General features: G+C 68.8%; 19 protein-coding genes, 1 tRNA gene and 1 pseudogene. 10 read left to right on the forward strand and 11 right to left on the reverse strand.

Features of this window, described 5'->3' with window-relative positions; translation table 11 throughout:
• The first annotated feature begins 27 nt into the window (after window positions 1-27).
• From RJ03_RS08450 to trpB, 3 genes are all read left to right on the forward strand, one after another.
• A complete protein-coding gene (locus RJ03_RS08450; RefSeq protein ID WP_036499818.1) occupies window positions 28-801 on the forward strand; it encodes an alpha/beta fold hydrolase in 774 nt (257 codons plus the stop codon).
• A 65-nt stretch (window positions 802-866) separates the two neighbouring features.
• Window positions 867-2,057 (forward strand): serine hydrolase domain-containing protein, encoded by a 1,191-nt coding sequence (locus RJ03_RS08455; RefSeq protein WP_036499820.1) that lies wholly within the window; start codon window positions 867-869, stop codon window positions 2,055-2,057.
• Between the two features lie 143 nt (window positions 2,058-2,200).
• The gene (gene trpB, locus RJ03_RS08460) at window positions 2,201-3,436 is read left to right on the forward strand and encodes a tryptophan synthase subunit beta (protein ID WP_051024474.1); all 1,236 of its coding nucleotides are present in this window, start codon (window positions 2,201-2,203) and stop codon (window positions 3,434-3,436) included.
• Window positions 3,437-3,453: 17 nt separating this feature from the next.
• Here trpB and RJ03_RS08465 read toward each other — a convergent pair whose 3' ends face one another.
• Window positions 3,454-4,518: a phosphotransferase family protein gene (locus tag RJ03_RS08465; protein WP_083870673.1), complete on the reverse strand. Its 1,065-nt coding sequence runs from the start codon at window positions 4,516-4,518 to the stop codon at window positions 3,454-3,456.
• A 77-nt stretch (window positions 4,519-4,595) separates the two neighbouring features.
• On the opposite strand from RJ03_RS08465, the gene pabB reads away from it, so the two are divergent.
• Entirely contained in the window at window positions 4,596-7,028 is a 2,433-nt protein-coding gene (gene pabB / locus RJ03_RS08470; protein WP_083870683.1) for an aminodeoxychorismate synthase component I, read from the forward strand.
• Here the strand turns inward: pabB and RJ03_RS08475 are convergent.
• Window positions 7,008-7,484 carry a hypothetical protein gene (locus RJ03_RS08475; protein ID WP_036499905.1) on the reverse strand — a complete coding sequence of 159 codons (477 nt, stop codon included), beginning with the start codon at window positions 7,482-7,484 and terminating at the stop codon, window positions 7,008-7,010. The genes pabB and RJ03_RS08475 overlap by 21 nt on opposite strands.
• A gap of 89 nt (window positions 7,485-7,573) precedes the next feature.
• On the opposite strand from RJ03_RS08475, the gene RJ03_RS08480 reads away from it, so the two are divergent.
• Window positions 7,574-9,211 carry an HNH endonuclease gene (locus RJ03_RS08480; protein ID WP_245552218.1) on the forward strand — a complete coding sequence of 546 codons (1,638 nt, stop codon included), beginning with the start codon at window positions 7,574-7,576 and terminating at the stop codon, window positions 9,209-9,211.
• 7 nt (window positions 9,212-9,218) lie between these two features.
• Here the strand turns inward: RJ03_RS08480 and RJ03_RS08485 are convergent, their stop codons facing one another.
• The 6 genes from RJ03_RS08485 to RJ03_RS08505 all read right to left on the reverse strand — a co-directional run bounded on the left by RJ03_RS08485 (window position 9,219) and on the right by RJ03_RS08505 (window position 12,025).
• On the reverse strand, window positions 9,219-9,590 hold the full coding sequence (locus RJ03_RS08485) for an ACT domain-containing protein (protein WP_036499822.1): 372 nt from the start codon (window positions 9,588-9,590) through the stop codon (window positions 9,219-9,221).
• 20 nt (window positions 9,591-9,610) lie between these two features.
• Window positions 9,611-10,483: a class I SAM-dependent methyltransferase gene (locus RJ03_RS08490; RefSeq protein WP_036499824.1), complete on the reverse strand. Its 873-nt coding sequence runs from the start codon at window positions 10,481-10,483 to the stop codon at window positions 9,611-9,613.
• Window positions 10,480-10,821 carry a VOC family protein gene (locus RJ03_RS08495; protein WP_036499826.1) on the reverse strand — a complete coding sequence of 114 codons (342 nt, stop codon included), beginning with the start codon at window positions 10,819-10,821 and terminating at the stop codon, window positions 10,480-10,482. Before RJ03_RS08495 ends, RJ03_RS08490 begins: the two co-directional genes overlap by 4 nt.
• Before the next feature lies 1 nt (window position 10,822).
• The gene (locus tag RJ03_RS08500) at window positions 10,823-10,990 is read right to left on the reverse strand and encodes a ribbon-helix-helix domain-containing protein (protein WP_036499828.1); all 168 of its coding nucleotides are present in this window, start codon (window positions 10,988-10,990) and stop codon (window positions 10,823-10,825) included.
• 80 nt (window positions 10,991-11,070) lie between these two features.
• Window positions 11,071-11,232 carry a hypothetical protein gene (locus RJ03_RS37735; RefSeq protein ID WP_167331959.1) on the reverse strand — a complete coding sequence of 54 codons (162 nt, stop codon included), beginning with the start codon at window positions 11,230-11,232 and terminating at the stop codon, window positions 11,071-11,073.
• A 49-nt stretch (window positions 11,233-11,281) separates the two neighbouring features.
• Window positions 11,282-12,025 carry an SDR family NAD(P)-dependent oxidoreductase gene (locus tag RJ03_RS08505; protein WP_036499909.1) on the reverse strand — a complete coding sequence of 248 codons (744 nt, stop codon included), beginning with the start codon at window positions 12,023-12,025 and terminating at the stop codon, window positions 11,282-11,284.
• Between the two features lie 257 nt (window positions 12,026-12,282).
• On the opposite strand from RJ03_RS08505, the gene RJ03_RS08510 reads away from it, so the two are divergent.
• The 3 genes from RJ03_RS08510 (at window position 12,283) to RJ03_RS08520 (ending at window position 15,942) form a co-directional block, all read left to right on the forward strand.
• Window positions 12,283-13,098 (forward strand): IclR family transcriptional regulator, encoded by an 816-nt coding sequence (locus tag RJ03_RS08510; protein ID WP_051024471.1) that lies wholly within the window; start codon window positions 12,283-12,285, stop codon window positions 13,096-13,098.
• Window positions 13,099-13,195: 97 nt separating this feature from the next.
• A complete protein-coding gene (casG, locus tag RJ03_RS08515; protein ID WP_036499830.1) occupies window positions 13,196-14,851 on the forward strand; it encodes a steroid-24-oyl-CoA synthetase in 1,656 nt (551 codons plus the stop codon).
• A 149-nt stretch (window positions 14,852-15,000) separates the two neighbouring features.
• On the forward strand, window positions 15,001-15,942 hold the full coding sequence (locus RJ03_RS08520) for a hypothetical protein (protein WP_036499832.1): 942 nt from the start codon (window positions 15,001-15,003) through the stop codon (window positions 15,940-15,942).
• Here RJ03_RS08520 and RJ03_RS38790 read toward each other — a convergent pair.
• The 3 genes and pseudogenes from RJ03_RS38790 to RJ03_RS08525 all read right to left on the reverse strand — a co-directional run bounded on the left by RJ03_RS38790 (window position 15,870) and on the right by RJ03_RS08525 (window position 17,289).
• Entirely contained in the window at window positions 15,870-16,088 is a 219-nt protein-coding gene (locus RJ03_RS38790) for a DUF3349 domain-containing protein (RefSeq protein WP_083870675.1), read from the reverse strand. The two genes, RJ03_RS08520 and RJ03_RS38790, sit on opposite strands and share 73 nt — an antisense overlap.
• A 98-nt stretch (window positions 16,089-16,186) precedes the next feature.
• Window positions 16,187-16,645: pseudogene (locus RJ03_RS35855) on the reverse strand (inorganic phosphate transporter); the annotation flags it as partial.
• A 191-nt stretch (window positions 16,646-16,836) separates the two neighbouring features.
• Window positions 16,837-17,289 (reverse strand): hypothetical protein, encoded by a 453-nt coding sequence (locus RJ03_RS08525; protein WP_036499833.1) that lies wholly within the window; start codon window positions 17,287-17,289, stop codon window positions 16,837-16,839.
• Window positions 17,290-17,505: 216 nt separating this feature from the next.
• Between RJ03_RS08525 and RJ03_RS08530 the strand changes: the two genes are divergently transcribed.
• A tRNA-Ile gene (locus RJ03_RS08530) sits at window positions 17,506-17,579 on the forward strand.
• A 168-nt stretch (window positions 17,580-17,747) separates the two neighbouring features.
• The gene (locus RJ03_RS08535; protein WP_157163379.1) at window positions 17,748-18,770 is read left to right on the forward strand and encodes a hypothetical protein; all 1,023 of its coding nucleotides are present in this window, start codon (window positions 17,748-17,750) and stop codon (window positions 18,768-18,770) included.
• Window positions 18,771-18,985: the final 215 nt, after the last annotated feature.

Raw genomic sequence — 18,985 nt, forward strand, 5'->3', positions numbered from 1 at the left:
CTCATGTCAATCCCTAACGTCGCGGCCATGACGAACATTTCACTGTCCACCTCGGTCACCGGCAGCGGTCCCGCGGTCGTGCTCGCGCACGGCGCGGGCGGCGGGATCGAGGCCAACTTCGGTTCTCTGATCCCGTTGCTCGCCGAGCGGCACACCGTGATCGGCTCCGACTATCCGGCCGACGACACCGTCCTGACTCTCGACGGGTTGGCCGACGCACTGGTCGGGGAGGCCGTGGCGGCGGGCGCCGAGCGCTTCCCGATCATCGGGTTCTCGCTCGGCACGGCGGTGGCGGTGCGCGCCGCCGTGCGTCATCCCGATCGGGTCAGCGGGTTGGTGCTCGCGGCCGGGCTGGCGCGAGCCGACCATCGGGCCCGGCTCGTGCTGGATCTGTGGCGCGGCGCGCTCGCCGCCCGCGATCACGACGCGTTCGCGCGCGTGGTGCTGCTGTCCGGATACAGTGCCGCGTTCACCAATTCGCTACCGGACGAGGTGTTTTCGCAGTATCTGGCGCAGATCGCGGCCCAGGTACCGGGTGGGGCGGCGGCGCAGGCGGATCTGGTGGCCCGGGTGGACACCCGTGCCGATCTGCCGCGGGTCGCGGTGCCGACCCGGGTCATCGCGGCCACGGCGGATCTGCTGGTCGATCCCGCGAATTCGCGCGAGCTGGCGACGGCGATTCCGGGCGCCGATCATGTCGAGGTGGCGGCGGGACACGTGCTGATGCACGAGGCGCCGCAGGCGTGGCATCGCGCCGTCCTCGACTACTTCGCGGACAGCTCCCGGATCCACGCCGCCTGATCGGTTTCCGATCCGGGTGGACACCGTACGACGCCGCAGCGATGACCGTTACCATCGGTTGCACTATGGGCGAGGTTGCTGAGGTACACGGTGAGGTGGCGAGCGGTTTCGAGCCGGTCGCGGACGCGTTTCGGCGCAACTTCGCCCGGTTCGGCGAAATCGGCGCGGCCGTGGCCGTGTACGACGGGGACCGGCCGGTGGTGGATCTGTGGGCGGGGTTCCGCGATCGCCGCGGACAGCTGCCGTGGGAGCGCGACACCATGGTTCCGGTGTTCTCCTCGACGAAGGGGATGACGGCATTCGCCGTGGCGAGTGCCGTCTCGCGTGGGGTGCTCGACTACCAGGCGCCGGTCGCGCAGTACTGGCCGGAATTCGCCGCGCACGGCAAGGAATCGATCACCGTGCGGCAGCTGCTCGACCATCGCGCGGGTCTGCCGGTGCTGGATCGGGTGGTGCGGCTGTCGGATATGGCCGACCGGGATCGGCTCGCGGGAATTCTGGCCGACCAGAAACCACTGTGGAGCCCGGGCACCCGGCAGGGTTATCACCCGATCACCGCCGGGCTGTATCAGGGCGAACTGCTCCGCCGCGTCGATCCGCGGCACCGCACCCTGGGCCGCATCTTCGCCGAGGACTTCGCCGGCCCGCTCGAGCTGGACTTCTTCATCGGACTGCCGCAGGAGCAATCCCTCGATCGCATCGCCACGCTCGCGTCCACCTCCGGGCTGGACGTGCTGAGGTACGAGCGAGACGTGCCGCTGCGCATCGCGATTCAGATGTTCCTGCGGCGCGGCCTGACCTATCGCGCCTTGAGCAGCCCCCGCACGGGCGCGCCCGCACGTGCCACCCGCCGTGAATTCCTCGGCGTCGAGAGCCCGGCCGCGGGCGGCGTGGGCACGGCACGGTCCCTGGCGCGGGTCTACGGCGCGGCGGCCGGACGCACCGGTGAATTGCCCATCGCACCGGGCATTCTCGACCGGCTGGCCACCGCCGACACCGTCGACGATGTACCCGCCGACGATCTGGTGCTGCTCACCCGCAGCCGCTACCACCTGGGGTTCCGCAAATCCTGTGGCAGCTTCCGTTTCGGCAGCGACAAGCGCGCCTACGGCACCACCGGTTACGGGGGCTCGTTCGGATTCGCCGATCCGGCAACGGGTTTGGGTTTCGGCTATGTGATGAACCGCCTCGGCACCGCAGTCCTCGACGATGCGCGGGCCCGTGCCGTCCGGGAGGCATTACTCCGCTGCGGCTGATCTCGCCACCCGCGCCGACTTACCACCACTGACGATGACCTCTTCCGTGCTGTTAACTCACTCGTTGCCGGCAGGTGACCGGGTGTGCGAGCGGATCGCACACACTGTCCGAGCCGGACGGCGAGAAGAAAGCGCGGATGCGAATGGTGATCGGACACAGGCCAACCCACGCCACCACTCGGGACGGCATCCGAGACCCCGGTAGATTCGGTGCCTTCGGCGGGCGATACGTTCCCGAAGGACTGATGGCGGCGCTCACCGACGTGGAGAACGCCCATCGAGCGGCCTGGGCGGATCCGGAATATCACGGTGAACTCGACCGGTTGCTGCGCGAGCGCGTCGGCCGGCCGACGTTGCTGCATGCGGCGCCGCGGCTCGCGCGGGCGCTGGGAGTGCCCGGGGTGCGGGTATTCCTCAAGCGCGAGGATATGACGCACACCGGCGCCCACAAGATCAACAATGCGCTCGGGCAGGCACTGCTGGCCGTGCGGATGGGCAAGACCCGCATCATCGCCGAAACCGGGGCGGGGCAGCACGGCGTCGCGGTGGCTACCGTCTGCGCGATGCTCGGACTGTCGTGTGTGATCTACATGGGCGCCGACGATATGGCCCGGCAGCAGAGCAACGTCGTGCGGATGCGCCTGCTCGGGGCGGACGTGCGCGCCGTTCGTGCCGGTGATCGCCGCCTGAAGGCCGCGGTGACCGAGGCCGTGCGAGATTGGGTGGCGCACACCGAAACCACGCATTTCCTGTTCGGCACCGCCACCGGGCCCGCACCCTATCCGCGCATGGTGCGCGACCATCAGAGCCGGATAGGCATCGAATCCCGGGCACAGCTGCTGGCGGCGACAGGGCGGCTGCCCGACCACGTCATCGCCTGCGTAGGCGGCGGCAGTAACGCGATCGGCATGTTCCACGCGTTCACCGGCGATGCGCAGGTGCGGCTGACCGGCGTGGAAGCCGGGGGCCACGGCTTACACACGGGCGAGCACGCGGCCACCCTCAGCGCGGGCACACCGGGTGAGATGGACGGCTCGTTCAGCTACGTCCTGCAGGATCACGAGGGTCAGATCGCGCGAACCCACAGCATCGCGGCCGGGCTGGATTATCCGGGGGTGGGCCCGGAACTGAGCCATCTCAAGGACATCGGCCGCCTCGACCACGCCGTCGCGACCGATACGGTGGCGCTGCGCGGACTGGATACGCTGTGCCGGACGGAAGGCATCATCACCGCGCTCGAGTCCGCGCACGCCGTGGGATATCTGCTGGAGTCGGCCGAGCAGGGCGGGATCGCCGAGGACGCGCTGATCCTGCTGTGCCTGTCCGGCCGTGGCGACAAGGATCTGGCCATCGTCGCCGATCTGCTCGACGCCGGCTGAGGCCGTGCCACATCGGCTCATTCGCAGAGCCGGGCGGCCTTCTCGAACAGTTCCAGCGTGATGGCGTGCAGGAAATCGCCGGTCTGCTTGGGCGCCTTGCCGGCGAAGGCCCGGGCGTGCGTGCCCTCGAGCACGATGCCGAGTTTGAAGCAGGCCAGCACCGTGTACCAGGTGGCGTGGCCGAGGTCGCGGTCGGAGAAGTGCGCGTAGTGGGCGATCATGTCCTCGGCGGTGGGCAGGCCGCCCGCGGCGCCGAGCTTGCCGACCAGGGCGGCGCCGGTGGTTCCGGGTTCGGGCCGGGTGGCGATCTGCCAGCCCAGATCCAGCAGCGGATCACCGATGGTCGACATCTCCCAGTCGACCATGGCGGCAACCTCGGGCCCGTCGTAGGAGAACATCATGTTGGCGAGGTGGCAGTCGCCGTGCAGGATGCCCGGCCGCCACTGCGCGGGCCGGTTGCGATCGAGCCAGTCCCCGACGCGGTCCACACCCGGAATCTGCGGGCCGGGGTAGCCGTCGTTGCTGTTGTAGGACTCGAGTTCGCCGAGCCAGCGCGGCACCTGACGTTCCAGGAAACCGTCCGGCTTGCCGTAATCGGACAGGCCGAGCGCCTCGTAGTCGAGCGATCCGAGCCGGGCGATGGCCTCGACCGCCGACAGCCCCATCTGCCGCCGCACCTCCGGATCACCGGCATGCAGGACGGGCAGTTCGTTCTGCGGGTTGAAGCCGGTGATCGGCTCCATGAGATAGAAGACCGCGCCGATCACCGATTCGTCGGCGCCCGCGGCGATCACTCGCGGGGCGCGCGCGCCGGTGCCGGCCAGCGCGCCGAGCAGGCGGGATTCGCGGCGGATGACGTCGTTGCTCTTGGGACGCAGATGTTTCGGCCCGCGGCGCAGCACGAAATCACGACCACCCCGGCGGAACCGCAGCATGATGTTCTGGGTGCCGCCACCGAGCGAGGTCACATCCTCGAAGTCACCGCCGGGCAGGCCCTGTTCATCCATCCACTCGCCGACGGCCGCGAAATCGACGACCTCGCGCTCGACCTCGGCCGGTTGCACCACAGACATGCCCCACATTGTGCACCACCACGACCGGTCAACTGAAGGCATATGCCCTCACTGCATGGTCCGAGATGCCCGATACGGTGATGCACATGAGCACGTCCTGGTCTCGGCATTCGAGCGAGACCACTGTCGACCACGGGGTGCAGGCCCGGACCCCCGTGCGCACGCTGCTGGTCGACAACTACGACTCGTTCACCTACAACCTCTTCCAATTGATCGGCACGGTGAACGGGGCCGAACCGACCGTGCTGCGCAACGACGAGATCGACACCCCGGCCGAGCTGGACCTCGGCCGATTCGACAACATCGTCGTCTCCCCCGGGCCCGGACGCCCCGATGTGCCAAGGGATTTCGGGATCTCCCAGGCGCTGATCGAGCGGGCGGAGCTCCCGCTGCTGGGCGTCTGCCTCGGCCATCAGGGCATCGTGCTGGCGGCCGGTGGGCAGGTGATTCCGGCGCCCGCACCCCGGCACGGTTATCCGGACCGCATCAGCCACGACGGTCACGACCTCTTCGCCGGCATTCCCGCCGACTTCCTGGCCGTGCGCTACCACTCGCTGTGCGCCGCCCAGCCGCTACCGGACGCGCTGGCTATCACCGCGACAGCGCCCGACGGGGTCGTGATGGGCGTTCGGCATCGCCGTCGCCCGCAGTGGGGTGTGCAGTTTCATCCGGAATCGGTGTCCAGCGAATTCGGCGCCGCATTGCTGGGGAATTTCGCGCGGCTGACGCGCGAGTGGTGGGCGCGCCGGGAGATGCGGCGATCGTCGGTCGTGGTTGCCGCACCGGCCGCAGGGGCGCGTCCGACCCCTCCGGCCGAGACCACGACCGAGGCGTCCGCTTCCGCGCGGACCGCGGGGCCGTCGGCATCCGATACGAGGACCGTGCTGGTGAACACCGGTTCGGGGCTCGAACCCGACCGCGGTGCGGCCGGCGCGCCTGGCGACTCGGAAGCGCGAGCCCACGTCCCCGCGTCGGCATCGTCGCCTGATGTGTCCGAACCGGATTCCGGTGCGGCCGGGTGTGCGGGGAAGGCCACAGCCGGACGTTCCACCATCCGGTCCCTCACCGTTCTGCACGAGGTGATCGACCGCGCAGTGGACACGGAATCCGTTGTACTGCATATTTATTCGGATTCGCCCACGGCGTTCTGGCTCGACAGCTCGCATGTGGAGCCAGGCCTGGATCGGTTCAGTTTCGCCGGTGATGCGTCCGGGCCACTGGCGGAGGTGGTGCGGTATCGGGTCGGCGCGGGATGTGTGATCGCGGATCGATCCGGGACCCGCACCGATCCGCGGCCGGTGCTCGACTATCTGTCGGCGAGGCTGAGTGAGCTGAACATCCGATTCCCCGATGTGCCTTTCGATTTCGTGGGCGGCTACGTCGGTTACCTGGGCTACGAGATGAAGGCCGACTGCGGTGCGCGGGCCGGACATCGATCGCCCTATCCGGATGCGCAGTGGATCTTCGCCGATCGGCTGGTCGTGGTCGATCACGTCGCGGGCCGCACCCATCTGCTCGCCGTCACCGACGCGGAGTCGGCCGAGGCGAATCACCGCTGGCTGGCCGATACCCGCGCGATCGTAGCGACACTGCCGGATCGGCGGAATCCGGAACCGCTCACCCTGCCCGCCGACGAAGAGGCCGTCGTCTCGCGCCTGAGCCGTGGCCGGGACCGCTATCTGGCCGATATCGCGGCGATCGATGCCGAACTACGCGCCGGGGAAACCTACGAGGTGAACCTCACCGACAGCGCCGGCATCGATTCCGACGCCCCGGGACTCGACGTCTACCGGGTGCTGCGGCGCAGCAATCCCGCCCCGTACGCGGCGTACCTGAGATTCGGCGAACTCCATATCGCCTGTTCCTCACCGGAGCGCTTCCTCAAGGTCGACCGCACCCGCACGGTGGAGACCAAACCGATCAAGGGCACCGCCCCCCGCGGCGCTACCCCGGAAGCCGATGAAAACCTCTGTCGCGCATTGGAATTGGATCCCAAGACGCGTGCCGAGAATCTGATGATCGTCGATCTGCTGCGCAACGATCTGGGCCGGGTGTGCGAGCTGGGCAGTGTGCACGTCCCCGAGTTGATGGTCGCGGAGACCTACACGACCATGCATCAGCTGGTGAGCACCGTGCGCGGCCGGCTGCGTCCCGAGGTGGACGTGATCGATTGCCTGCGAGCGTGTTTCCCGGGCGGCTCGATGACCGGCGCCCCGAAGCTGCGGACCATGGAGATCATCGACGGGCTGGAAACCGAGGCGCGCGGCATCTACTCGGGCACGATCGGATTTCTGGGCCTGGGTGGAACGGCGGATCTCAATATCGTCATCCGCACCGCGGTCCGCGACGAGCGCGGCTGGCGGGTCGGCGCGGGCGGCGCGGTGGTGCTGGACTCCGATGCCGATGCGGAATTCCACGAGATGGTGCTCAAGGCCGCCGCCGCGGCTCGTGCGGTGATCGCCACGGCGGATATGCCGCGGCCGGCGGGCGGGGCGGGTCTATTTTCCGCGTCGACGTGACTTCGGCGCCGGTTGCGGTGGTTCCGCCTCGCGGCCGCCGGTGAGGCGGCCCAGCATCGAGATGCCCGGAAGTTTCGACAGCCGGCTGAGCACGTCCTCACCCAGCGCGATCACGGCCTCGAGCCGCGGCAGCAGCCGGTCGTAGGCCGCGAAGGCCGGATCGGCCAGAGCCAGGGTCCGGTCCAGGCGGTCGATGGTGGAATTGAGCCGGTCGATGGCGGTCGCCAGATTCTCGATCAGATCCGGAAGTTGCGCGGCCAGCTGTACGGACGCGGGCGGGAGCCGCACCGCGGTGCCGAAGGCGGTACCGGCGGTGACCTGCGCGGCATCGATGGCCTGGCCCGCGGCGGTCTGTGCGGCCTGCGCGGCGGCCTGGGCGGCGGCGAGGATCTCCGTCGCACCGGGCACCCGCGCGCCGCCGGGCTTGCGCCCGGAGTCACCCTTCGGGTTCGTCATGGTTCCACTGTGCCGCACCCGGACGGTCACGAAAAGCTCCGCGCCGACCGCGCGATTCGTGTCGGGACGGCCTGGCATAGTTCGTGGCGATGACAACCATGCGCCCCACCGTCGACGGCGACGCCACGCCGGTGCCGACTTCGCTTCTGTCGGTACTGGTTTCGTGGCGCTCGACGTCGCTGCTGGATGCGCATGCGGTCCTGCTGACCGTCGGCGGGCGGGTCCGCTCCGCTCGCGACGTGGTGTATTTCAACGCACCGCGCCATCCCTCCCAGGCGGTGACCGTCGATCAGGATCCGCAGCCCGGCACCGCACGGCTGTCGGTCTCGCTGCCCCGCACCGAGGCGGAGATCGTCCGCATCATGATCACCGGGTCCGCTCCCGACGAGCCCCTGACCGCACTGCCGGGCCTCGCGATGTCGGTCGAGGATGCGGAGGGCCTGGTGGCGCGTGCCGACGTCGCCGCGGAACCGGGTGCGCGGGCCGCGGTGTTCGGAGAGTTCCGCCGCGCCGAGGACCGCTGGTGGTTCGTGCGCGGCGGACCGCAACACGCCGACGCGGAGGAGTTGTTCACGACCTTCGGCGCACCCCTGGCGGATTCGCCGCAGCACCGCTCGCAGCGACTGTCGTTGCACCGCACCAGATTCGCCGCACCGATGCCGCCGCCTCAGGACGACCGCCCGGATTGGCATCCCGATCCCGCGGATGCGGCGTCACTGCGCTGGTGGGACGGTTCCCGGTGGACCGAACAGACGGTGGCGCGCCCGTCCGCCGACCCGCGCGGCTGTCCTCGCTGCGGCCGGCGGCGGGGCTGGCGACTGCTCGGCGCCGCGCTCTGCCGCGCGTGTGCGGCCGAGGTCGAGGACTATCTGTCCGATTGGCGCGTCCGAGCGCTTCGCGTCCTGACCACCACCGGTCCGAGCGGACCCGACTGGGACGAGCTGTGGACCCGGATCCGCCATCAGCGCATCGACCCCGATACCGCTCGCGCGGCCCTGCGCGGACCCGCCGTCGCGCAGCTCGAGCGCTCGGCGGCCTTCGCCCTGGCCGACGGCACGATCACCGGCGCCGAACTGGAACGATTCGACGCGACGGTCGCCGCGCTCGGGGTGCGCGACGGGTCGGTGGACGAGTTGCGCCGCAGTCTGCGCCGGCTGCGCATCCTGTCCCGGCTGCGGGCGGGCGAGCTTCCGGTGATCGCGGTGCCCGATCTGCATCTGGACCCGCAGGAACGCGTCCACCTCGACACCGCCGCCACCCGCCTCCGACGGACGGGGCGCGGCACGCACGCGTCCCCGGGACGGTTGATCTGCTCGAACCGGAAGCTGCGCTTCATCGGGCCGGACGCCGGTATCGAAATACCGTGGACCCGAGCGGTTTCCGTATCGGCCACCGAGACCGGGGTGACGGTGGCGGCGACCTCGGCGCGCGGCGGCGCCGAATTCGATGTCGCCGAGCCGGAATTGGTGGCCGCGATCGTGGAAGGCGCACTGCGTGTGGCGAAACGGCTCACCGTCGCACCGGGCAGACGTGACAGCCGGTCCATCGCGCCCGATATCAAGGCCGAGGTGTGGCATCGCGACGGCGGCCGGTGTGTGGAATGCGGCGCCACCCACTACCTCGAATTCGACCACATCATTCCGCTGAGCCGCGGCGGGGCGACCAGTGCGGCGAATCTGCAGATCCTGTGCCGCGGCTGCAACCGCGACAAGGGCGACCACATCTGAACCGTCGTCAGATCGCGTCCCCGGCGATCTCGAATCCGGCCTCGGTCAGCGCATCGGTCGCGGCGGCGCTGCGCGATTCGGGGACCAGCACCAGGTCCGCATGGTAGGTCGAGGCGACGAACACCGGAATTCCGTGCTGCGCCAACGGTTCCAGGATCGCGGTGAGCGCGCCGGAGGTGTCCAGCTCGCGCGGCGTGGCGGCGTACAGGCCGAGCCAGCACGACTCCCGCTCCCACGGCGGAGCCTCGCGGACGACCGTCAGCCCCTCCGGCGCTCGCACCAGCGCCACCCATTCGTCGTCCTCGGGGAAGGTAGCGGCCGGGATGTGGTCGACGCTGAATCGGGAGGGCACGATGTGCAAGCGCTGGGATTTCGCCATCGGCTCATCGTAGGCGGGACTCAGGTCGTCGCCACCAGCAACTCCTCGCCGTTCGACGTGCGCAGCCCGTCCGGACGCCCGGCGAAGTAGCGATTGTTGAGCTCGTCCGCCGAAATGTGGTGCGCCTGAGCGAAACCGGCCTCCCGTGCCATGGCGACGATCTGCGCCGGGGCGTAGAAGCTGCGGAACGGCGTGCCGGAGGCGGCCGCGCCCGATTCCGCGAACTCCCGGCTCGTTCGGTCCTGTTCGTCGAGCAGTTCCGATGGCGGCATGAAGGACACGACGACCGTGGAACCGGGCGCCGAGGCCGCCAGCAGCGACAGCGTTTCACGGTTTGCCTCGGCGGTGAGATACATGCTCACCCCCAGCGAGGCGACGATCGCGGGCCGGGCCGGATCGAACCCGGCCGCGGTCAGCCGCTCCCACCACGAATCCTTCTCGAAATCGACCGGGACCGAACGCAACCGATCCGGGAGCTCGTAGCCGGTCTCGACCAGGCGCCGGCGCTTCCACTCCTGCGTCCGCGGTTGATCGACCTCGAAAATCCGGAAGCGAGAAGCGATCTCGGGTCTGCGCTGCGCGAACGTCTCCAGTCCCGCGCCCAGCAACACGTACTGGTCCACTCGCCCGGCCTGTTCGGTGAGCAGATCCTCCACGAATCGCGACCGCACCACGATGCTCGCCCGGAAGCGGCTGGTGCCCACCGGATCCATATCGCCGCGCTCCCGCCAGCCGGCCGGCGGATCGGCCAAGCGCAGGCCGATCTCGTCGTCGAGCACATGCGGCGGCGGATCGAGCTGGACGTGCAGCGCGCGCCACAGCGCAACCCGCACGGCGGTCTGGTCGGGTACCACGGTGCGCTCGGGCACCGCACCGGTCCGGGTCTCGCTCATCGGTCACCACCGGGAGCCTGCAGCGTCCACATCCGCCCGTCCGGGTCGCGCACGGTCATCTCGCGGGTTCCGTAATGGGTGTCGGCGAACGGCGATACCACCTCCACCGGCGCCGGAAACTCCTGCTCCGCTTGCACTTTCAGCACGACCTGCATTCCGGGTTCGCGGTCCGCCGGCACCTCGGCGATGAACAGGTACGGACCGTCCCCGTTGCGGAGCTGTCCGGAATTGTGGTCGGTGGCGAATTCCAGTTCGAAGCCCAACTGCTGGAAGAACTTCGCCGATTTCCCCCAGTTGTGGGTCTCCAGAAAAATCGCCTCGACACCTCTGGCGGCCATATCACTTCTCCTTCTCACGCGTCGGCGGTTCGGCGCCGAGGTACGCCCGCAGCGCCTCGGCCACCAGCGCCGACAGCGACATCTCCGATTCGACCGCCCGGTATTTGACCTGCTTGATCAGCTCCACCGGGAGATACACGTTGAACTGCTTGACTTCCTCGGCACCCACGAGAGAACACTAACATGCTAGCAATCTAGATTGCTAGATCCAGTTCCGCCCGAACTCCACGAAATGACAGCCCGGACCGATTACTCGGAGGACTCCTCATCCGACCGCGGCGTCCCGGACAGCCGGATCACGCCCGCGTCCAAGTCGAGATCCAGCCGCGGCCGATGCTGCTGCCCGTCGCTGTCACCGCTGCTCTCGTCGGTCAGCTTCTTGCCGGGGAACATCTCACCGAACACGCCCATAACCCCACGATAGCCGCCTGTCCGCCCGCAGGCGGGGACGGAAACGGCCTCAGCGGAGTTTGATGGAACCGCCGTCGACCATCAGGGTCTGACCGGTCATGTATTTCGCGTCCGCGCTGGCCAGGAATACCGCGACCCGGCCGATATCGGTTTCCGGATCACCGAAGCGATGCAGCGGGGTGCGCGCGAGCAACGCCTCCTCGACACCCGGATTGGCCTCGATATAGGCCGCGACGCCCTCGGTCAGCGCCAGCGGCGAGATGACGTTGACATTGATGTCGTCGGCGGCCCATTCGTTGGCGGCGACCCGGCTGATCGCCCGGATCGCCTCCTTCGCCGCCGCATAGGAGCCCTGCCGGACCTGCCCCTCGAGCCCCGCCCCGGACGCGAAGTTGATCACCGAACCGCGATTGCGTTTCAGATGCGGATAGCAGGCGCGCATCAATCGGAAGGTCGGATAGAAGCCGGTGCCGAAGGACAGATCGAACATCTCCTGCGTGGTCTCGAGCAGCGGCGCCTGCCGGGACACGTGGGCGTTGTCGACCAGCACGTGCACCGAACCGAACCGCTCGACCGCCGCCGTGACGATCAGCTCGGCGCTCTCCTCGCGCGTGATGTCGGCGTGCAGATACGCCGCGGCGCCGGCCAGCTGCTGTTCCAGCTCGCGGCCGGCCTCGTCGTTGATGTCGACGAACAGGATCTCGGCGCCCTCCTTCGCGAAGGCCCGCACGATCCCCCGGCCGATGCCGCCCGCGCCGCCGGTGACGATCGCAACCTTTCCCTCGAGCCGCACGCCCACTCCTCTCGCTCCGAAAAGCCCCACGCTGTCAGTTCCGCGAGACCGGTTCGGACGCCGTTCCGGTCAGCGGGATACCGGACGAACGGAACAGACCGCCATCGCGCGGTGTGTCTGGCGTCACTACACTCGGGCTTCAATTCCGGTTCTCGCCCGGATTCGACGGGCAGGATGGAAGCGACTCACGATCGGAGGCATCGATGCCACTGGCCACTTCGGCACCCGGGCCCCTGCCGCCATCGATGGTGGAGCGGATGACGCTCATTCTCGACATGTTCGAGCACCGGTCGACGCGGCTGAGCCTCGTGGAGATCTGCACACACAGCGGGCTCCCGCGCTCCACCGCGCATCGCATCCTCGACCAGTTGGTGAAACTGCACTGGCTCGAGCACACCCCCTCGGGCTACTGCCTGGGCCGGCGCTCGCTCGGGCTCGGCGGGTACGACGGCCGGCACGGCGAGATCCGCGAGGCGGCGGCCGAGCACCTGCACGAGCTGCAGCTGCGGACCGGACTGGTGGTGCACCTGGCGGCGCTGGAGGGCGCCGACGAGGTGTTCCTGGACAAACTCGGCGGGCCGTTCGCGCGCACACTCGAATCGCATGTGGGGCGCCGCAGTTTCGCCCACCTCACCACCGGCGGCCGCGCGATGCTGGCCTGGTTGCCACCGGAGGAGGTGGAGGCGCTGCTCGGCAAGCAGCTGTCGAATCCGGTGCAGGGCCGGGGATGGGATGTGCCGAGCCTGCATCGCGAATTGAACCGGATCCGCCGCAATCGCGGACTGTCGTTCGACCGCGGCGAGTACGCCAATGCGATGGTGGGCCGGGTACTTCCGAGCGTGGCCGCCGCCGTCCGGGGTCCGCAGGGCCCGCTGGCCGCGATCTGTCTGTGCGGGGAAACGAACTTCGCCACCATGGAGCGACTCGCCCCGCTGGTCGCCGAGGCGGCCGCCCGCACCTCGCGCGCGCTGTCCGCCGAGCCACGCGGGCGACGGCAGGTACCGGCCGCGCGGCGCGGTCAGGCGGTCCGGACGGGCGGTCGCCCACTCGCCTCCTCGCCGAGTCGCGCGTAACCGCGCGGGAGTCTCGCTGAGCGGAAACGCCGGCATCTGCGGCCGGTGGGCGTGACACAGTGCGGTGGTTGTGATGCTCCACACAGAAGGACCGCCCATGACCACCACGTCCATGCCCGATATCGCCGCCGTCATGCGGGAGCTGACCGGTCCGGGCGGCCGGTTCGAGCTCGACGAGGAGGAGGTTCTCGGCGCGCGCATGCCGGTGCTGCGGCATCGCCGCCGCGCGGTCGCGGAACTGCTCGCCGCATCGGTCGCCTTCGGTGACCGGGACTATCTCGTCACCGAGGACCGGCGGCTCAGCTATCGCGAACATGCCGCTGCCGCAGCCGCTCTCGCGGCCGCGCTGCACGAGGAGTACGGGGTGGGGCGCGGTGATCGGGTCGCGATCCTCGCCGCGAACACCGTCGAATGGGTGATCACCTTCTGGGCGACGCAGAGCCTCGGCGCGATCGCGGTGGGGCTCAACGGGTGGTGGGTGCCGCGCGAGATCGAGTACGGACTGGCGTTGACCGAACCTGCCGTGGTGGTCGTGGACGCGAAGCGGGCGAAACTGCTCGCCGATATCGACACCTCCGCCGCGGTGGTGACCATGGACGAGGATCTGCCGCGTCTGATCGCCGCCCACGCCGGCGCCGAACCCACGGTGCCCGATGTGGTGGAGGACGATCCCGCCGTCATCCTGTTCACCAGCGGGACCAGCGGAAAACCCAAGGCGGCCTTGCATTCCCAGCGCAATCTGCTGGCCGTCACCGGCTATTTCGAATACACCGACGCACTCGCCGCCGCGTTCACCGGGAAGACGCCGGAGCCCGGTGCACCGCTGGATCTGCGCTGTCTGCTGACCTCTCCCCTGTTCCACATCGCCAGTCTGCACAACCTGGTGGTGCCGCGGCTGGCCACCGGCAGTGCCGTGATCATGCCGCAGGGCGGGTTCGACGCCGACCGGATTCTGCGCCTGATCGAGAAGGAACGGGTGACCAACTGGGGTGCGGTGCCGACGATGGCCTCCCGGCTGCTCGAACACGGCGATATCGGCCGCTACGACACCTCCTCGCTCACCGCGTTCGCCCTGGCGTCGGCGCCGTCCTCACCGGCGTTCAAACAGCGTCTGCGCGAGGAGGTTCCGTTCGCCGCCGACGCCCTGGTGGACAGTTACGGCCTCACCGAATGCAGTACCGCCGTCGCCGTCGCGACCCCGGCCGACCTCGCCGAATCCCCCGGCACGCTGGGCCGGCCGATCATCAGCGTGGCACTCGAGATCCGCGATGCCGACGGGGCTCCGGTTCCCGAGGGCGTCGAGGGTGAGGTCTACGTCCGCAGCCCCTTCGTCATGCTGGGTTACTGGCGCAATCCGGAAGCCACCGCGGCGGCGATCGATGCCGAGCGCTGGTTGCGCACCGGCGATTTCGGCGTCGTCGAACAGGGCCGGCTGCGCTTGACCGGCCGCCGATCGGATCTGATCCTGCGCGGCGGCGAGAACATCTACCCGGTCGAAATCGAGCAGTGCCTCGACGAACACCCCGAGGTGGTGGAATGTGCCGTCGTCGGTGAGCCGCACCCCGATCTCGGACAGCAGGTGGCGGCCGTCGTGGTCCTCGCCGAGGGGTCCACGGCGTCGGAGGCGGATCTCCGCGAATTCGCCCGTGCGCGGCTGGCCTATTTCAAGGTGCCCGAACAGTGGCGGATCACCTCGGAGCCGTTGCCGCGCAACATCACCGGCAAGCTGATCCGGGCCGGGATCAGGATCTGACAGGGGCTCCCTCCCGATATTGCCGAATGTACGCCACGCCGGGCTCTACACTGGTGCGGACCTGATTGCCCTGTGTCACAGAGTGAGTGGTGTGCATGCCTCCGGATCCCGGCCAGATGACGGCGGCGTTCGAACGATTATCGACCCGAATGACGGTGCTGCAGGCCGGAATGCTGCTCGCGCCGACGATGCACGAACAGGGCGCCGCCCGCTACGGCCGCATCGTCGCCGCGCAGCTGGCGGCACTCGCGATCCGTGGACATGTCGATGTGCATATCGGTAGCGACGGATTCGACGGGGCGGATTCGCTGCGCGCGGTCCTGCTGCCCGGACCGCCCGACTCGGTGGCCACGGAGGAGCGGCAGCTGTTGCGCCACCTGTTCGGCAACGGATACTCCGTGCGCATCGCCGCCTGCACCGACGGGCCGGGCTGGGATCGGCTCAACGCGACGGTGCGTCACGAGTTGATCGCCAACGGTTTCGGCTGGGCCCGGCCCGACCGTTACCGGGCGTTGCGCACGATGGTCCGGCTGCGCCGGCGAATGCTGGACTACGCGGCGCAGCGACCGGCGTGGCAGGACAACGAACCGCTGCACCGCGCGGGGTATCCCTATGCGGTGCTGTTCGCCGTCGACACCGGTCCGGGCCCGCATTGGCCGGGACCGGAGTACGGCGCGCAGGCGCAGCTGTCCCTGCCGTGGAATCTGCCGCAGGCCTGCGCGCACGCCGTCCGCGATTCGGGCGAGATCGCCTACAGCGCGCCACCGGTCGGCACCGAGGAGCGGCTGGCCGAAGTGGAGCAGCTGCTGATCGCCATGGACTCCCATTCGCAAGGAGTGCGGTATCACCATGTGGTCGAGGCCGAGCGACTGCACCGCCTGATCGACGATTACCGCTGGCGCTACAGCTTTCATACGCTGACCACCTCTCCCCGCCCCGAGGTACTGCGGGCGGCGCTGCTGGATCTGGTGCGCGAGACCGAAACCGTGCGCGCGTACGTGCCGCCCGGGGCGCCGGGTCACGAAGAGGCCGTCCTGGTTTCGATGTACGCGGTCCGGCTGTCGGACCTCGTGCTGGACCGGACGCCGTGAATCGGGTTGAGCGGCCAGCCGCCGGCGGCCAGTTTCGCCGCCACCTGGCGCAGATCGTCCTCGCTCGGATCGCAGCGGGTGACCTCCACGATCGCCGCCTCCACCTGCTCGCGATCGACGACATCGGGCCGCCCGGCCAGCAGCAGGCCGAGAAATGGTTCTCAGACCTTCGCGATCGTGTCCGCGGGAGCGACCGGCTCGTCCCATTCGGCGTTGACGTTGGGGTGGTCGACCTTCTGCAGCTGACCCACGCCGCCACCATGCGCAGCGCGATGTTCCAACGCACCCGCGCACCAGGCTTACCGACGCCGGAGCCGAGGATCGAGCCGGTGGCCGCATGGGTGGTCGAGAGCGCGAAGCCGAGGTGGCTGGAGGCGAGAATGATTGTGGCCGAAGATGCTTCGGCCGCCATGCCCTGCGGCGAGCTGATCTCGACCAGCCCCTTGCCGAGCGTGCGGATGATGCGCCAGCCGCCGACCGCGGCCACGATGCCCGCGATCACCGGCGAGAACAGCGCGGGCATGATCACCTTGCCCACCACGCCGTCGATCTTGCCGTGCCCGATCCACACCACCCCCGCGCCGGAAGCCAGTGCGGCGCCGATCAATCCGCCGAACAGCGCGTGCGAACTCGAACTCGGCAGACCCAGCAGCCAGGTCAGCAGATTCCAGATGATGCCGCCGAGCAGCCAGGCCATCACGATCCCCTGCCGATTTCCGAAAGCGCCTTCTGCCTGCATCGACGCGATTACGGTGAACTATTCGTGCAAACCTCGTCGCCTTTTCGCGTTTTCCGCCAATTTCGCCGAGGTTTGCACGGAAAGTTCACCGGGTGCGCGGTGGGTGCCGCCGCACCGCGGTCGCCCGCGCCGAACCGATCGTCGCGATCCCCGCACTAGGCGGCGACGATCGTATCGGCGACCAGGCGGAGATCCGGCACGATGCCCTGTGGTTCGCGCACCCACGTGCGGCGCGGATTGCCGGGTGTCGGGAGGGCGATCAATGCGCCGGGTCTGGTCTGGGTTACGAAGCAGCGGAACAGGTCCACCGACCACCAGCCCGCTCCCTCGCCGCAGCGGGGATTCTCGGCGAGAAACGACCACACGCACCGATCCCCCACCCCGACCTCCATCACCGGCACCTGCAGATCGCCGAGTAGGCCGAGCACCGAGGCGCCCAGCCCGGCCGGTGTCATCACCGCGCACAGCCGACCCGACCGCATGACCAGCGCGCCGATCCGTTCCTCGTACCAGGTGTCACCGAACATCTCCCGATACCGCGACTGCGCGGGTGCAATGCACGGACCCGGCTGTTCGATTACCTGCTCACTCGCGTAGATGGCTGTCATCAGCCGATCCTGCAGCCCGTTCGCTATCGGACTGTGGCGGTGGAGTGACAGACGTGCTACGTCATCGGCGAGCAGCCTCGTGCCCGGCTACTGACGCGGAACGGCGAAACACCTTCGCGCCATTCCCTTTCACCGCGAGGCGCTGCCCGCCCGAGCCCAGCTAGGCCGTTGCACCCCCGACCCGGTAGCATCCCCCACGCGCGTGCAGCGCGGCGAGGGGCGGTAGCTCAGTCGGTTAGAGCCGCGGACTCATAATCCGCTGGTCGTGGGTTCGAGCCCCACCCGCCCCACAAACCCCCTGACTCATCCCCGGACGCGTCCGGCTCGGATCAAGCCCGCGGGCCGAGGCGCCCGACTACGCGCCGGCCATTTCTGCGGCGGTGAGGGTGACCGGGAGCGACGGCATGACCGGAATTCGCTAGCAGCGCCTGGCGCTCCGGACGCCAGAATGAAACGTTATGCGCTCAACCGCCCCGGCCGTCATAGTGATGATGGCGGCAGTCCTGCTGGCAGGATGTACCCTTCCGACACGAGGGCCCGACCAGGCCGAGCGTGACAGCTGGTCACGCGTGATCGAGACTGCCATCCAGGCTCTTCCCGGGGTGGTCGATGCCTCACATTGGTTCGATTACGAGGGCAAGTCCCGCACGTACGCCTCCCGACTCGATGTGCATCTGGAGGACGGCGCCACACCGGACGAGGCCGCGTCCGTGGTGCGTGCCATGGGCGCCCAGCCGCTTCCGCCGCGGTACCGAGGCGACTACACGCAGGTCGATCTCAACCGGATGGCGGATTCTTATTCTGCGGATTGGGGGTTCGGCCGGGACGTGAGCAGGGAAGCGAACTCGGCACATACCTGGGTGAGAGTCTCGGCCCCGGGCACACAGGTGGGCTGGCTGTCACGCGGCTTCGTCGTAGACAAGATGAGCGACGCCATCGGCGTGGCATCGGGCTCCGGGGCCCAACCCCACCGTGCCACCGCGGCGATGCGCCGAATCATCCAGGACTTTCCCGAACTGGCATCCAGCTACTGGACGGTGTCCACCATTCCTGAGGAGAGCGGGTTCCACAATCACTCGAAACTCGAACACGGGTGGCTCAACACGGACCTCTCCGGCTTCCCGCCCGGCCGACCCCGCTTCCCGTCCAATGGTGAACTCGAGATGTGGGAGTGGTTCCTGACCGATCAACCCACCCCGTTCTTCGTCGAGATTTCCGTATACGACCCGCCCGGCAAAGCCGGCCGCACCCTGGACGTCGCGATGTACCCTCCTGCCGGAACGCAATTCACCGCCGCGCAGGCGACACAACTCGCCGACAAGCATCTTCCCTACCTGGCCCAGCCCGGTGCCGTGGTCGACTACACGATCGGAGGCCCCTACGTCCCCGTTCTCGCGGTCTTCATCGGCGGTTGCCAGCCATCCACGCGCGATGTTCCACCGGAGTCGCAGCCCTACGCGCGTCAATATGAACGCTGCTGAGCCGGCCGGCTGAACGTACCGATGCTCACCGATGACACCGGGACCGCGTTCCCGTACCGGCGACGCGGCTGGACGAGACGGTAACCACGCTGATCGGGGCGTCCGTTTCGGGTGCATCCGCGTGGCCATGGTGCAAGGCTGGATCCGACAGCGATGCGATCCGAGGAGCAGTCATGGGCACCACTGCCCGCGGCGAACCCGACAGCGCCGCGTTC

The organism is Nocardia aobensis NBRC 100429, from assembly GCF_000308375.1.
Classification (GTDB): domain Bacteria; phylum Actinomycetota; class Actinomycetes; order Mycobacteriales; family Mycobacteriaceae; genus Nocardia; species Nocardia aobensis.

What these genes read in the sequence shown, in the direction of transcription:
- RJ03_RS08450 (WP_036499818.1), top strand. Translation starts at nt 28, where the DNA reads ATGACGAACATTTCACTGTCCACCTCGGTCACCGGCAGCGGTCCCGCG.
- RJ03_RS08455 (WP_036499820.1), top strand. Translation starts at nt 867, where the DNA reads ATGGGCGAGGTTGCTGAGGTACACGGTGAGGTGGCGAGCGGTTTCGAG.
- trpB (WP_051024474.1), top strand. Translation starts at nt 2,201, where the DNA reads ATGGTGATCGGACACAGGCCAACCCACGCCACCACTCGGGACGGCATC.
- RJ03_RS08465 (WP_083870673.1), bottom strand. Translation starts at nt 4,518, where the DNA reads ATGTGGGGCATGTCTGTGGTGCAACCGGCCGAGGTCGAGCGCGAGGTC.
- pabB (WP_083870683.1), top strand. Translation starts at nt 4,596, where the DNA reads ATGAGCACGTCCTGGTCTCGGCATTCGAGCGAGACCACTGTCGACCAC.
- RJ03_RS08475 (WP_036499905.1), bottom strand. Translation starts at nt 7,484, where the DNA reads ATGACGAACCCGAAGGGTGACTCCGGGCGCAAGCCCGGCGGCGCGCGG.
- RJ03_RS08480 (WP_245552218.1), top strand. Translation starts at nt 7,574, where the DNA reads ATGACAACCATGCGCCCCACCGTCGACGGCGACGCCACGCCGGTGCCG.
- RJ03_RS08485 (WP_036499822.1), bottom strand. Translation starts at nt 9,590, where the DNA reads ATGGCGAAATCCCAGCGCTTGCACATCGTGCCCTCCCGATTCAGCGTC.
- RJ03_RS08490 (WP_036499824.1), bottom strand. Translation starts at nt 10,483, where the DNA reads ATGAGCGAGACCCGGACCGGTGCGGTGCCCGAGCGCACCGTGGTACCC.
- RJ03_RS08495 (WP_036499826.1), bottom strand. Translation starts at nt 10,821, where the DNA reads ATGGCCGCCAGAGGTGTCGAGGCGATTTTTCTGGAGACCCACAACTGG.
- RJ03_RS37735 (WP_167331959.1), bottom strand. Translation starts at nt 11,232, where the DNA reads ATGGGCGTGTTCGGTGAGATGTTCCCCGGCAAGAAGCTGACCGACGAG.
- RJ03_RS08510 (WP_051024471.1), top strand. Translation starts at nt 12,283, where the DNA reads ATGACGCTCATTCTCGACATGTTCGAGCACCGGTCGACGCGGCTGAGC.
- casG (WP_036499830.1), top strand. Translation starts at nt 13,196, where the DNA reads ATGACCACCACGTCCATGCCCGATATCGCCGCCGTCATGCGGGAGCTG.
- RJ03_RS08520 (WP_036499832.1), top strand. Translation starts at nt 15,001, where the DNA reads ATGACGGTGCTGCAGGCCGGAATGCTGCTCGCGCCGACGATGCACGAA.
- RJ03_RS08525 (WP_036499833.1), bottom strand. Translation starts at nt 17,289, where the DNA reads ATGACAGCCATCTACGCGAGTGAGCAGGTAATCGAACAGCCGGGTCCG.
- RJ03_RS08535 (WP_157163379.1), top strand. Translation starts at nt 17,748, where the DNA reads ATGCGCTCAACCGCCCCGGCCGTCATAGTGATGATGGCGGCAGTCCTG.